This is a genomic window from Corynebacterium drakensteinense, from assembly GCF_041224285.1.
GTDB lineage: Bacteria > Actinomycetota > Actinomycetes > Mycobacteriales > Mycobacteriaceae > Corynebacterium.
On the sequence record NZ_JAXOFP010000001.1, the window covers coordinates 184,226 to 198,042 of the forward strand.

The window sequence follows — 13,817 nt, forward strand, 5'->3', positions numbered from 1 at the left end:
CCTTGCAGAAGAATCTTGTTTCGCTGGGGCTTGTTGCTCTGGGGCTTGTTGCTCTGGGGCTTGTTGCTCTGGGGCTTGTTGCTCTGGGGCGGGGGAACTAATGCGGTGACATCACTGCAGCAGCACGATTACAACGACATGCTTGCAGCAGCGTTATTTCAGCGTCGGAATATCCCACAGATTGAGCGAGGTACCAATACCTTTATCTAGCGCGTTCTGGTACACATCAGTCGCCCACGCGACATCTTCCACCGGCATGCCGCCGACGGAATAACAGATGATTTGTTCATCGTTTTTTCGTCCTGTGACCTTGCCCGAAGCAATATCACCCATGTTAGAAATCTGCTCGGCATCCAAGCGAGATTCTTCGATCATGTCGTACCAATGGCTGCCGATAATTCCCAAGGACTTATAGGTTTGGCCTGGGCCGTTTTCGTGGAACCACTCGGAGTACAAACCTTCGTAATCCCAGACCAGCGTGCATTCATCCGAGCGTAGGAAGTCTTCATCCATGCGTGCGGCAGCCGGACACAGCAAAAGCGCGCCGGGTTTGATCCACTCTTTTTTGAAGTATGGATACGCTTGTGGTCCCTCGGCAGACGTCGTCGTAGCACCGATGCAGATATCGGAACCCTCGATGGCTTCTTGCTCAGTCTCGACGATGGTGACCTCGACGTCGAAATTATCGCGAATCCACTCGGCTGCTTTTTCCGTGGAACCGGCACTGCGTCCTTTCAGCTTCACCTTGTTGATCGTTGGACGCTGCGAAATAGCTGAACCCAAAATCGTACGTGCCATTACCCCAGGTCCAATGATGCCGACGGTCTCGGCGTTTTCGACTGCCAAATGCTTCACACCAACGCCTGGTACCGCGCCAGTGCGATACGCGGATAACAAGTTTGCTGACATGATTGCCAGGGGAGCGCCGGTGTCGGCGTCGTTAAGCACAAAGACGTGAATCGAACGCGGTAGTTCGTGCTGGCGATTTTCCGCGTTGGATCCGTACCACTTCACGCCCGTTTTACGGAACCGTCCACCGAGATAGGCGGGCATAGCCATGAAACGACGGTCTGGGCCATCGGCAGGCATCGATTCATGTTGTGGTGCGGCCGGGAAACTGATTTGCGCACCGTGAGAGTTCGCAGAAGCCCCGGCCATGCGGTAATCGCCGTCGGCAAGCAAAATGAGTGCTTCTTCCATCGCCTCGACGCACTGTGCGTAGTTGGTGACACCGGCCTCGATCATGTCCGGTTCAGACAGGTAGAGAAAATCAATGCGGGGGTTGTTGTCGGTGCTGTTGTGGGACTTACCGCGCGGGGTGTTGTCTGCGCTCATGGGGGTCCTTTTCGTGTCGTGGGTCAGGTGCGGAAAAACCAGTGGCATTGGGCTTAAACAGCGGGGCTGCCCTGGAATCATCGCTGTGGATGGGAAGCCTAGTGTGCAGAGCCAGAATCGCTTGCCGTGTTTGATTCGGCGCCGGAGCCGTCGTCATTAGCCGAGTTAGCCGAGTTATCGGAGCGGGCAGAACGCGCGTTCATCGCATCATCGACCCGCTTGCTGGCACGGTCCAAGTGCTCCTCACACCGTTTGGCCAAAGCCTCGCCGCGTTCCCAATATTTCAGGGACTCGTCGAGACCCATTTGGCCCAGCTCTAAGATCTTGACGGTTTCGATGAGCTCATCGCGTGCTTGTTCATAGCTGAGCTTGTCGACGGATACCGCTTCGCTGGGGTTACCGGTACCGAAAGAGTCATTCATGGTGCAGCCTTTCTGTGGAGTAGATGTGATGCGGAGGCTTGAGGACGTCGGCGCGGAGGCTTGAGGGCGTCGGTTTCGTATGTCTGCGGGAATAACTGGTGCTGATGACAATGGACTGTTAATCCGCGTGTTGGGTTCCCATACCCGCGGCTGTGATCGAGCCGTCGGTGACACGAATACGCAGTTGTGAACCGGGGGGAGTTTGCGCAATATTGGTGACTACCTCCGGCTCGCCATCGCGCGGCAAGACTTGGACGATGGAATAGCCGCGCTCGAGGGTCGACGCTGGACCTAGTGCCGATACTTGGCCGCGCAATGCAGAAACTCGTGATACCTCTTGCCCCACTAGGTGCCGGATTTCGCGGCGAATTGCACCGAGAGCATTAGTGAGTTCGTCGTGCCTGGCTTTGATTGGGGTGCGTGGGTCTGCCAGCACAGGGCGTGAGCGCAAAGACTGCAGATTGTGGCGCTCGCGAGCTACCCATTGGCCAACCGCTTGTGCCATGCGGTGGCGGGCTTCGTCGAGAAGCGCGCGCTCTTCAGCAACATCCGGAACCACCCGCTTAGCGGCATCTGTTGGCGTTGCAGCGCGCAGATCGGCGACGTTGTCTAGAATTGGTGAGTCGGGCTCATGACCGATGGCAGAAACAACCGGAGTCGAAGCCGCAGACACCGCACGTTGGAGGGCTTCTTCCGAAAACGGCAACAAATCTTCCACGCTGCCGCCGCCCCGGGCGATGATGATGACATCGACCTCATCGTCCGCATCCAGCGTCTGCAAGGCATCGATGACTTGGCTCACCGCTTGGGAACCTTGCACGGCGGTATTGAGCACGCGAAAATTCACCGCGGGCCAGCGATCGCGGGCCACAGACAACACATCTCGCTCGGCGGCCGAACCCCGGCCGGTAATCAGCCCGATGGTGCGGGGCAGGTAGGGGAGCGGAAGCTTCTTCGAAGCGTCGAATAGCCCCTCGGCCGCAAGAACTCGCCGCAAGTTCTCGATGCGCGCCAGCAGCTCACCGATACCGACGTGGCGAATATCTGTTACCCACAGCGAAAAAGAACCGCGGCCGGCGTAAAAAGCGGGCTTACCGTAGACGACGATACGGTCGCCGTCTTTGATCGGGGTGGGCAGGTTTTGCAGCAATTGTGTTGGTGCCGTCAGCCCAACCGACATCTCTTGGTTGACATCGCGCAGCGTGAGATAAGACAGCTTCCACGACGGCTTCATATTGATTTGGGTCAGTTGGCCTTCGACCCAGAGATAGCCGAGGCGTTCAATCCAGCCCTTGATCTCGGTATTAACCGTGCTGACTGACCATGGATTCTCGAATGTTGCAGGTGGTCTACTCAACAACTATCCCTTCGCGTCGCGATGATCTTCTGCTGGCCTATTGTACTGCCTGTTGACGTATTGGATACCCTGGAAGGCATGACTGATCAGGCTGTGCAAGAACCGAACGTTCTCCTCGCGGCACCTCGTGGCTACTGTGCCGGGGTCGACCGTGCCGTCGAGACGGTGGAAAAGGCCTTAGAAAAATATGGAGCACCAATTTATGTGCGCAAAGAAATTGTGCACAACAAGTACGTGGTGCAGTCCTTCGAAAAACGCGGCGTCATTTTTGTCAACGAGGCCGAAGAGGCACCCGAAGGTGCCCACTTGGTGTTTTCTGCCCACGGGATCTCACCAGCAGTGCGCGCGGAGGCTTCTGAGCGCAAACAGTTGACCTTGGATGCGACATGCCCGCTGGTGACAAAGGTGCATCGGGAGGCGGAACGTTTCGCCCGCGATGGTTACCATATCCTGTTGGTAGGCCATGAAGGCCACGAAGAGGTGGAAGGTACCGCCGGTCACGCCCCAGAAGTGACCTATCTTGTCGACGGAGTTGGCGGCGTCGATAAACTTCCAGACTCGCTTGCCGACAAAAAAATTGTCTGGCTTTCGCAGACCACGTTGTCGGTGACTGAAACCATGGAAATCGTCAACAAACTACGCGAGCGCTTCCCACACCTGGAAAATCCGCCGAGCGATGATATTTGCTATGCGACGCAGAACCGGCAGGAATCCGTGCGTGCGATTGCTCCACAGTGTGAGCTCGTAATCGTGGTTGGTTCGACGAACTCGTCGAATTCCAAACGCCTGGTAGAAGTTGCCCTTGATGCTGGTTCCAAGGCTTCATACCTGGTGGACTTTGCCGACGAGATCAAGGAAGAATGGCTCGATGGTGTAGAAACTGTCGGAGTGACCTGTGGCGCTTCGGTACCGGAATTGTTGGTGCGCGAAGTCGTCGAATGGCTTGATGAACGCGGATATTCACGGGTCAAGGAAATTACCACGACGACAGAGACGATACAGTTCTCGCTGCCGCGTGATTTGCGCCCTGCCCGCAATAAGAAAAACCGGTCCGCAGCGAAGGCCTAGAGGCCTAGCACTCCTAGCGTAGGGGGCGTCGTCGGCGGAGTGGTTAATTGCGTCGATTGTGCTGCGAATAGCGTGCAGCATCCGCACTTGCAGGATCAACGGCGGCACGACGACGTGCAGTCCGAGTGGGCTCTGCCGGCCGCTGGCGGAATTCATCACGGCGATACTGCGGCTGCTGTGGCGACTGGCCACGCCCGCTTGTGGTACCCGCAGGTTGGGTGTAGTCAGCGTGCGTACGCGGCAACCGTGAAGAGCGCACGGGCGAGCGGGTAGCGCCGTCGGCACGATTGCGTGCCATGAGTTCTTCCACGGTAACGCGGTTGGACTGTTCCCGTGCACGCGTCGTCGAACGCAAATTGCGTCGATTAGCGGCGCGGTTGTGGCTGCGCTGCTGCCGACGGTTCCGGTCGTGCACGCGCACTCGTCCACGAAGCATGACCACGCGGAGAATCGCAATTCCTATCGCCACAAACGTGATCAGCGCCAGTGCTGGGAAAAATTCGATCACCGGGTAGACCGAGGTCCAAACCATCGCCCGCGAAGCCCAGTTTGTACCATCTGGTGCGTTGGCAATATTGCTGCCCCAGGAAGTGAAAAAGGCGAAAACTGCAAAAAATAACGGCAGGGGAGCCACCGTCATAAACAATGATTCTGGCTCGACGAAAAGCGTCACGAAGATGACAGCGACAAAAAAGCACAGCAAAAATGGCAACCCGATGCCATTGAACAAGATGCTAAGCAGTAGTCCTGTCACGCTGGCGGCGAGCACGAGCACGAGTGCAAGCGGCAGCGACAGGCCGGTAAAGCCTGGCGCGGGGGACCTTCGAGACTGGGTAGACACAATCGGTAATCTTAGCGGAAGTTGGGATCGTGATAGTCTGCGACATCGTGGTTGGCAGGCTGCGCGGTGCCGTCAGCAAGAAAATCACCAGGATCAGCGATCTCCTTGCGAGCGGAGGGATCGTCCACACTATGCCGCGCCCGATGTGCTGCGTGGTATGGCTTGGTTGGTTGCTGGGAGCTAATGCCCATCTCTGCGAGCCGACGGGCACTGACCATGACACGCGAATCCAGCGATGACAGCGTTGCGTTATAGGCGTCGACGGCTTTATCGAGGCTGCGCCCGACGCGGTTATAGTGCTCACTGACGGTATTCAGGCGCGCGTACAACTGCCGACCCAGATCATGGATTTCTTTGGCTTTGTCGGAAAAATCTTCCTGTCGCCAGCCGAGGGCCACGGTGCGCAACAGACCAAACAAGCTGGTCGGGGTAGCGATGACAATATTGCGTGCGAAGGCAAATTCCAGCAGGTCCGGGTCGGTGTTCAACGCGGAGTCCAAGAAGGGATCTGCCGGAACAAACATGACGACGAATTCTGGGCTGGGTTGGAACGCGTCAAGATATGGCTTGGCCGACAGGTTCGCCACGTGCGTGCGTAATAAATGCGCATGCCTGCGTAAATATGCGGCGTGTTCTTCGGGATCATTCGTATCCAACGCATCGAGATAGGAAGAAAACGGCACTTTGGCATCGACGACAATCTGTCTACGGCCAGCCAAATGAATGACCATATCGGGGCGGACGAGTTTATCGCCGAGTCTGGCGGTGGCTTGCACGCTGAAATCGCAATGTTCCACCATGCCGCCGAGCTCGACGACGCGCTCGAGTTGCATTTCCCCCCACCGGCCGCGGACATTCGGGCTGCGCAAAGCGTTGACAAGCTGATCGGTGCGTTCATTCAACCGGGTCGAGGTACGGGAGAGCGCTTGCACCTGACTGGCTATCGATGCTGCACTATGGCTACGCTCGGTTTCCATCGCGCGCAACTGGCCATCAATGTTTTCTAAGGATCGTTCGACGACGGCGAGTGACTCCAATGCCGGAGTCAGCCCTCGATCGGGGGAGCCGGCGCCTGGTTGGTGCGGGTGCGGCGAGCCGTCGCGTTCGGTACCGCTAGTGGTATCGAGTGCAGTGCGTGCGCCGGTGTTGGCCGAAAACGTATGTCTGGCCTCTAGGCTGCCGTGGGCGAACCAGCCGAGTGCGATACCCAACACCAGGGCGATGACGACGGAGATAACGGCGGCTACAGAAAGTGTCATGTGTGTGCTTTAGTGTTCGTCGCGTTCTGAAGTTTCGCGCTGGGAAGCTTCTTCACAGTGTGACTTCTCTTCCGATGATCCTTCGGCTGCTGATTGCTCGTCGTGTGATGGCGTACTCACCGAGAATTGAGAAAACCATCGTGCGAAACGCTCGGTTGCTAATCGATGCTCATGGCGCGTGGTTTTATTATCTGGTCGTGCATCGAGATCAATGCGTTTTTCCAGCTGATCTTCCAGATCTTCATCGAGATGAATCGTGGCTTCTTTGGTGTATTTTGCGGCATCTTCGTGTGCTTGAGGTTGTGAACTGCCGTCTTGGCGCCACGTACGGCGAAGTCCGCGCCCATTATCTTCAGTGAATTGGGCGGCGAGTTCTCCGGCGATGGTTACAGAAGTAATATCCCGTGCGCGGCGTTCGCCGGATTCTAGCGTCAAAATGTCTTGTGCGTAGCGATAGCACACCGCGACCATCGCGGCGACAGGAACTGCCAAGAAAGCACCGATGAGGTTGAACAACGCCGCACCGGTGATCACGGAGATCAGCACGACGACCGGGTGCAAGTTCATCGCGCGTGCCTGGAACCACGGCGAGAGGATATTGCTCTCAATTTGCTGGACCGCAACGACGACGATCAACACCATGATGGCTTCCGTGAACCCGAGGCTGACCAAGGCGATGAGCGTCGACAAGGCACCGGCGGTGATAGCACCAGCGAACGGGATGAAACCAGCCATGAACGTGATGATCGCCAGTGCGAGCGCGAGTGGCACGCCGATGATCACGAGCCCCAGCCCGATGAACACCGCATCGATCAAGGACACCAGTGCTTGGGCACGAATGAACCCGCCGAGGGTGAGCCATGCCCGGGTGAACAGCTCGGTCATGTGCCAGCCGCTCCGCCGTCCGGTAGCTCGCCGCAACCAGGGGAGGAATTTGTGTCCGTCTTTGAGGAAGAAAAAGGTCAGCACCAAAACCACAAACAGCGTAATGATCATCGAGGTGGCTGTCTCAATGCCGGCGAATACGCCGCCGACGATGGTGTCGGCTTGGTCTTGCATCCAGGTGAAAACCTCGTCGATGAAATTCGACAGGTCTTCACTGTTCAGGTGTAGCGGTGGGCCTTGCAGCCAGACCTGGACACGCTGAATGCCTTCTACCGTCTGTAAGTAAAGCCCCTGTGATTGACGCGCGAAGTCGGGAGCGATGAAGAAAATTGTGGCGCCAACGAGTCCGACGAATCCGCTGAGCGTTAAGAGGGCCGCTAAGGAGCTGGGAAGCCCAGATTTACGCAAGCGAGTTGATATTGGTGCCAGAACGGTGCAGATGATCAGCGCAAACGTAATCGGCAATACGCCTGCCCAAAAGCGGCCCAGGATACGGCCGAGCAAGTATATGAAAACGCCGAGAATGATCAGCCGCAACGCCCAGGTTGCGGCCTGTTTAATGCCGTGGCCGAGCACAACCGAACGATCGACTTGGTCACCAGGCGGGTGCGGGGTGATATCAGACCATTCGATGTCCTGGGCGTCCGTATGCGGTGATCCAGGACCGGATGATCGGTTCGACTTCGTACTCACCCTTATCATCATGCCTTATTACAGCCTGCGAGGCGAAGGTGCGTTGGCAATGCGTTAGGATACAGCGTGTGAGTCTTACACTAGGAATCGTCGGATTGCCCAACGTCGGCAAGTCCACTCTGTTCAATGCCCTGACCCGTAGCGAAATTCTGGCAGCGAATTATCCATTCGCCACCATCGAGCCCAACGTCGGCCAGGTGGAGTTGCCGGATCCACGATTGCGCCGTTTGGCGGAGATCTTCTCTTCCGAGCGGATCTTGCCTGCCATCGTTTCCTTCGTGGATATCGCGGGCATCGTTAAAGGCGCCTCCGAAGGCGAAGGCATGGGTAACGCTTTCTTGTCGAATATTCGTGAAGCCGATGCGATTTGCCAGGTGGTGCGCGCCTTCGACGACGACAACGTGATTCACGTCGACGGCAAAGTCGATCCCACCAGCGATATTTCGATTATCAACACCGAGCTGATCCTCGCCGATCTGCAGACCATTGAAAAAGCTCTGCCACGGTTGGAAAAAGAGGCAAAGAAAAACAAAGACCTTGCTGAGGTAGTCGAGACGGCGAAAGCCGCGCGCGATATTTTGGAAGATGACCGCACGCTGTTTTCTGCAGCGAAAAATGGCGAGATCGAAATTGCACCGCTGCGTGAGCTGCATCTGATGACCACCAAGCCGTTTTTGTATGTCTTCAACTCCGACGAAGGCGTGCTCACAGACGAGGCAAAGCGCGCCGAATTAGCGCAGTTGGTAGCGCCCGCAGACTGCGTGTTCCTGGATGCCAAGACCGAGACCGAATTGCTGGAGCTGGAAGAAGACGAGGCCGCGGAACTTCTGGAATCCGTCGGCCAGCACGAACCAGGCTTGAACACCTTGGCACGAGCTGGTTTCGAGACCCTCGGATTGCAGACCTACCTGACGGCCGGCCCCAAAGAAGCTCGCGCGTGGACCATCAAAAAAGGTGCCACCGCTCCACAGGCTGCCGGTGTGATCCACTCTGATTTTGAAAAGACCTTCATCAAGGGTGAGATCGTGTCTTTTGCTGATCTTGACGACGCCGGTTCGATGGTCGCTGCCCGCAACGCCGGCAAGGTTCGCCTAGAGGGTAAGGATTACATCATGCAAGATGGCGACGTCTGTGATTGGAAGACGGGCGCTTAATCCGTCGACTGGCGCGGCAAGCATGCCGATACGCAATGCAATCAGCGCCATATCTGCTGAAAAGACAAGGCTGTAGGAAAACGAGATGACCGCAAAGAAGAGCACTTCCAGCAACAACCAGACAAAAGCGCGCTATATACCGGTGCGCGCCGGGCTTTATCCCATTTTTGTAGCCGTGTTCGTCGTGGTTTTTGTCATCTCGAATATTACCGCAAGCAAAGGCGTGACCATCGGCCCGTTGGTGACAGATGGCGCATTCTTCTTATTTCCGATCGCTTATGTCATAGGTGACGTACTAGCAGAATGCTATGGCTTCAAAGCCACGCGCGTTGCGATTTGGATCGGATTTGCCTCAGCATTGGGCGCGGTTATCGCGTTCTATATTGCGATTTGGCTTCCTGCAGCCGATTTCTACGAAAACCAAGAGGCCTTTTCCACCGTGCTGGGGCTGGTTCCACAAATTGTTGCCGCTTCCTTGGCTGGTTATGCCGTCGGCCAGCTGCTCAACGCGTGGGTGCTGACCAAGATGAAAAACCGCAACGCATCTGCTCCGCTGTGGCAGCGGTTGATGGGCTCGACGGTGGTCGGTGAATTCGGCGATACCCTGGTGTTCTGCCTGATTGCAGCGACAGCGATTGGCATCAGCACACTGCCGGATCTTGTGAACTACGTCGTGGTTGGGTTCGTCTGGAAGACGTCGATGGAAGCCATCTTGCTGCCAGTGACGTACCGCGTTGTCGCCTGGGTGAAAAAGCGGGAAATGCCTGCCGCGCCAGCTGCGTCCACAGCATAAAAGTATCGCGGCATAATGGTGTCTATGGGATCTGCGAAATCGGAACAAGCTAGCGAACAAGCTAGCGAACAAGCCAGCGAACCAGACACTACTGCATTGACACACCTTGATGTTTCGGGAATCAAGAAAATCTTGGTGGTTGTAGCGCACCCGGATGATCCCGAATACGGACTTTCAGCGGCTACGCACGCGTGGATTGAAAACGAAGACATCGAGGTTGGATATTTGTTGCTGACCTCAGGCGAAGCGGGCATAGCTGCGATGCCGCCGGAAGAATGCGGACCGCTGCGCGCCGACGAGCAACGCAAAGCCTGTGATGCCATAGGCGTTACATCTCTGGAAATTCTTGATTTCCCAGACGGGCACTTGGTGTACAACCTAGAGTTGCGCGAAGCGATCGCGCGCACAATTCGTCAATTTCAACCGGATGCCATCGTGACGTTGCCGATGAGTCTCGAACTACCGATGGGGCTCAACCAGGCTGATCACCGTGTGGTGGGTGTGGCAGCGCTTGATGCTGCACGAGACGCGGCGAACCCGTGGGTGTTCCGTGAATTGAGCGAACCAGCGTGGTCTGCCCGGCAATTGTGGATCGTAAACGACATCGCCGCTGATCACGTCTACCGTGTCAGTGACGATGATGAACAGGCGGCGATTGCTTCTTTAGCATCGCATGAACAATATCTCGCTGCGCTGGATGACCACCCGGCAGCGAAAGAATTTATTCCCATGGTGCTGCGCGGTGACAACCCTAGTGCGCCACCGGTGGTCAAATTTAAGGTTTACGAACTCTGATTGTGCGAGCTATTTCCCGCAGCATCTGCCGCGATATCAGGAGGTGCAGTGACCGTGCGGTGCCCGTCGGGTAGCGGCTGCACGACGGCAGCTGCTGGGTAGATGTCCAACGGCTGCGCAAGGCTTGGCAGCTGTACAAACTGGGCCTTGCCATGAGGCAAAGCGATTACCATGCGGCCGGCAGAACAATAGGCGCGGACAGTTAATGGTGGGGAGATCGGGGCAGCGACATCAATGGTGCCCAGTTTATTACCGTCGATGAACACGCTGTTTCCTGTGACAACGACATACATATGCGATAGACCGTAATTGTTCATGTCATACGCAGAGTGCACCGGGAGATAGCGGGATCCCGTAGCCACGGGGCCTTCTGGATTATTGACGGGAACGATCCACGGTGCAATCGGTGCCAGGATATCGACGTCGATTCGCCCCGACCTTAGGGTGATGCGCGCAGTGGCTGCGATGCGCAGGGCGCGTAATGTGCGCAGTGCTTCGACGTCGGCAAGCAGGGCGATGATTCCAGTTTGGGCACGTACCCGCCAATTGCCCTGAAACGTCAAGGTTACTGGTAGTTCGAAGTACCTTGGCGCGCCGCCAGCATTACGGGCATGGCGTCCTTGCGGCTGCTCGACGACAATGGTCGGTAAACCGAGTATCGCGGCGCTGAACACGCGTTCGGCGGGAAGCGGATCGCTCACGTGTACGGCGCTGGCTGGCAGCGAAAAGGTCTGCACTTCGATCATCCTGACTCGGGTGGCTTGGTACCGGTACTGGCTTAGTTCGTTGCGCTGCATGTGCTGGCGGCACAGCATGGCACGTCATTGCTTGTGTCGTGCGTGTTCAGTCAGCTTTTTGTTGCAACACCATCTAGTGTAATGAGTCGATGTACGAGACTTCCACGATCCTGTTCGCTTTCGCGCTCACACTTGCCGCAGGCATTTCCACTGGCATCGGTGGCGCGATAGCGGTAGCGAAAAGACGTCCAGGTCCGGCATTCATGGCAGCCGCACTGGGGTTGTCTGCGGGGGTGATGCTCTATGTCTCGTTTATGGAGATCCTGCCACAAGCCATGGAATCGATTGGCGGGTGGGCAGTCGCTGGGTTTTTCGCTGGTATCGCGCTGATCCTCGTGATTGACCGTTTGGTGCCAGAAGATGTCAACCCCCATGAGCCTCTCAGAATTCAGGCTGATGCGCGCAGCCGGTTCCTCAAAACTGGGGTGTTTACTGCCGTGGCAATCGCCATCCACAATTTCCCCGAAGGGCTAGCGACGTTTATCGCTGGGCTGGAAGACCCCGGCATCGCCGTGGGGATAGCTGCAGCGATCGCGATCCACAATATTCCTGAAGGCGTTGCGGTCGCGATTCCTTTGCGCGAAGCTACTGGTTCGCGGTGGAAGGCCTGGCTTGCAGCGACTGCCTCGGGATTAGCCGAACCCATTGGTGCACTCGTCGGTTTTGCGTTGCTGATGCCTGTCATGGGGCCGACAGCGCTGGGGTTGGTGTTCTCTGCAGTCGCCGGCGTCATGGTCTTTATTAGCTTGGACAAGCTCTTGCCGACGGCTGAAGTTACCGGCCGTCACCACGCTGCTGTGTATGGCTTGATTGCGGGCATGGCAATCATGGCGGTCTCGCTCTTGCTGGGTGCCTAGTGCTTCATCGGCGGGGTGAGCGTAATCGAATCTGGGTGAGCCCAGTCAATGGGCATATCCAGCGAACGTAGCCACGCGGGTACATCATCGTCATGTCGCGTGATGCCTTCGACGGCGCGCAGAGTGGCTTCGATGGCATGCTCTGCTTCCTCAGCAGAAATAAGCCCTTGCGCGGTGGCCTCTGCAAGCTCGTCGATATCGAGAACGTCTACCTGGTGGCCGGTCAAAGACACGATATCGATGTACAAATCGCGGGTGCGCCAGGTTTGTGCAGTGTTGCTGGTGCCGGAAGCGGTAGTGGGCCTGGCCTCGTCGGTCGCGGAGCTGACGTCGATATCAACGATGTCGATGTAATAATCCTGCGGTTTTTCGCAGCCCTTACGGAAGTGGAAGATGCTCACACGTAACGACAGCTCTGGCAATAACCACGACTCGAGGTAGCCGAATTGTGGGTGATCAGCACCGCGCGCCATGTACAGGCCAAACTCGGTGGTGCGGTAAGAATCAACCTCGCGATGAAAGCCTTTGGGGTCAATGTTTATTTTGTCCGCTGTAGCGAAAATTTCGTTTTTGACTGGATGCATGGTTTAGCTGGTGATAATCGCGGCGGTCGGGAAATAATTGCAGATGCTGTTTTCTGTATGCACGCTACCTTCCAACAAGGCCACGATGACGCCACGGCCGGTATCGGCAACTCCAGAAATAGTGGCTGGCCCCTCTGGATTAATCCCGTGGTTGCCTAATGCAGTGGTGCCGCGCTTGCCGTTGGATAGGTTGAACCAGTGTGCTCGCATGTCTTGGTGTTGCGTTGCCGGTGCGGTGCCCAGTGCAGTGAACAAAAATGCCGTTTCGTGGGCTGCTGCTCCAGGGGCTGGAATTTCTGCTGGCCCAGGCACAGCAAGCGCGGTGCCCACGCTCTGGTGTGTGCCGTCGATGCAAGATCCAGCTACCGTAGGCCAGCCAAACTGCGTGAAGTGGGGAGCTTGCTGGGGCAGGTCTGGTCCGTCGGTTTCGCCGGCGCCAACAGCGAAGTCCAGGGCTTGCAAAATGGATTCCCGTGCCTGTGACGGAATCCAGGGTTGGTGTGCGAACTGGCGGATTTGCGCTTCTGTTTGTGGGGTCGGCCGACCGAGGTGGTCAACCGGGGAAAAACGTGCGATAAATTCGTCGATTTCGCTGCTCAACTGTTGGTTGCTGGCCGGTGCCGGTAGTGCGCTGGAAACTTGCGCGGGGGAAAGATTCTGCGCGTGTGCTGCGGGTGCTGTCGTTGCCAACAGGGCGCAGCTGGTGGCGATGGTGACCGCAATGCTGGGCACAATGGTGCGTGGGCGGATGGCTGCAACCATGGGTCCTCCGTGAACCGAGTTTAAACTGGGCGTGAGCTATTCGGGATATAGCGGTGTGTTCAATACAACGTCGTTAAGCACTGCATCGTTACATATTTATTATTGTAAGTCTAATAATTATAATTGTGCTTTTTAGTCACTCTAGAAACTTTAGCCACAATTGTCACAACGATAGCCGTCTTGTTGGCCGAGCGCAATGGAGCGCGACTAATTTG

14 protein-coding genes are annotated in these 13,817 nt (G+C 56.7%); 5 read left to right on the forward strand and 9 right to left on the reverse strand.

From position 1 onward, the window contains the following. Positions 1–153: 153 nt before the first annotated feature. From U1140_RS00855 to xseA, 3 genes are all read right to left on the reverse strand, one after another. Positions 154–1,335: an ornithine cyclodeaminase family protein gene (locus U1140_RS00855; RefSeq protein ID WP_369845543.1), complete on the reverse strand. Its 1,182-nt coding sequence runs from the start codon at positions 1,333–1,335 to the stop codon at positions 154–156. Between the two features lie 98 nt (positions 1,336–1,433). Then, positions 1,434–1,757 carry an exodeoxyribonuclease VII small subunit gene (locus U1140_RS00860; protein WP_369845544.1) on the reverse strand — a complete coding sequence of 108 codons (324 nt, stop codon included), beginning with the start codon at positions 1,755–1,757 and terminating at the stop codon, positions 1,434–1,436. A gap of 118 nt (positions 1,758–1,875) precedes the next feature. After that, on the reverse strand, positions 1,876–3,114 hold the full coding sequence (gene xseA / locus U1140_RS00865; RefSeq protein WP_369845545.1) for an exodeoxyribonuclease VII large subunit: 1,239 nt from the start codon (positions 3,112–3,114) through the stop codon (positions 1,876–1,878). A gap of 78 nt (positions 3,115–3,192) precedes the next feature. Here xseA and U1140_RS00870 point away from each other — a divergent pair, with 78 nt between their 5' ends. Next, a complete protein-coding gene (locus tag U1140_RS00870; RefSeq protein WP_369845546.1) occupies positions 3,193–4,182 on the forward strand; it encodes a 4-hydroxy-3-methylbut-2-enyl diphosphate reductase in 990 nt (329 codons plus the stop codon). A 43-nt stretch (positions 4,183–4,225) separates the two neighbouring features. Here U1140_RS00870 and U1140_RS00875 read toward each other — a convergent pair whose 3' ends face one another. From U1140_RS00875 to U1140_RS00885, 3 genes are read right to left on the reverse strand one after another with little or no spacing between them, the layout of a single operon-like run. After that, positions 4,226–5,023, reverse strand: coding sequence for a DUF6542 domain-containing protein (locus tag U1140_RS00875; RefSeq protein ID WP_369845547.1), 798 nt, complete (start codon positions 5,021–5,023; stop codon positions 4,226–4,228). An 11-nt stretch (positions 5,024–5,034) separates the two neighbouring features. Next, entirely contained in the window at positions 5,035–6,282 is a 1,248-nt protein-coding gene (locus tag U1140_RS00880; protein ID WP_369845548.1) for a DNA recombination protein RmuC, read from the reverse strand. Between the two features lie 9 nt (positions 6,283–6,291). Next, on the reverse strand, positions 6,292–7,860 hold the full coding sequence (locus U1140_RS00885) for an AI-2E family transporter (RefSeq protein ID WP_369845550.1): 1,569 nt from the start codon (positions 7,858–7,860) through the stop codon (positions 6,292–6,294). 68 nt (positions 7,861–7,928) lie between these two features. On the opposite strand from U1140_RS00885, the gene ychF reads away from it, so the two are divergent. The 3 genes from ychF to U1140_RS00900 all read left to right on the forward strand — a co-directional run bounded on the left by ychF (position 7,929) and on the right by U1140_RS00900 (position 10,602). Continuing rightward, positions 7,929–9,014, forward strand: a complete 1,086-nt coding sequence (gene ychF, locus U1140_RS00890) for a redox-regulated ATPase YchF (protein ID WP_369845552.1) — start codon at positions 7,929–7,931, stop codon at positions 9,012–9,014. A gap of 85 nt (positions 9,015–9,099) precedes the next feature. Next, positions 9,100–9,807 carry a queuosine precursor transporter gene (locus tag U1140_RS00895; protein WP_369845553.1) on the forward strand — a complete coding sequence of 236 codons (708 nt, stop codon included), beginning with the start codon at positions 9,100–9,102 and terminating at the stop codon, positions 9,805–9,807. Positions 9,808–9,831: 24 nt separating this feature from the next. Beyond that, the gene (locus U1140_RS00900) at positions 9,832–10,602 is read left to right on the forward strand and encodes a PIG-L deacetylase family protein (protein WP_369845555.1); all 771 of its coding nucleotides are present in this window, start codon (positions 9,832–9,834) and stop codon (positions 10,600–10,602) included. Here U1140_RS00900 and U1140_RS00905 read toward each other — a convergent pair. Continuing rightward, positions 10,590–11,348, reverse strand: a complete 759-nt coding sequence (locus tag U1140_RS00905) for a hypothetical protein (protein WP_369845556.1) — start codon at positions 11,346–11,348, stop codon at positions 10,590–10,592. The two genes, U1140_RS00900 and U1140_RS00905, sit on opposite strands and share 13 nt — an antisense overlap. Before the next feature lie 140 nt (positions 11,349–11,488). On the opposite strand from U1140_RS00905, the gene zupT reads away from it, so the two are divergent. After that, entirely contained in the window at positions 11,489–12,256 is a 768-nt protein-coding gene (zupT, locus tag U1140_RS00910; RefSeq protein WP_369845557.1) for a zinc transporter ZupT, read from the forward strand. Here zupT and U1140_RS00915 read toward each other — a convergent pair. Continuing rightward, complete coding sequence (locus U1140_RS00915) at positions 12,253–12,840, reverse strand: ribonuclease FAU-1 family protein (protein WP_369845558.1); 588 nt, start codon at positions 12,838–12,840, stop codon at positions 12,253–12,255. The two genes, zupT and U1140_RS00915, sit on opposite strands and share 4 nt — an antisense overlap. Positions 12,841–12,843: 3 nt before the next feature. Beyond that, complete coding sequence (locus U1140_RS00920) at positions 12,844–13,602, reverse strand: Rv1157c family protein (RefSeq protein WP_369845559.1); 759 nt, start codon at positions 13,600–13,602, stop codon at positions 12,844–12,846. Between the last annotated feature and the right edge of the window lie 215 nt (positions 13,603–13,817).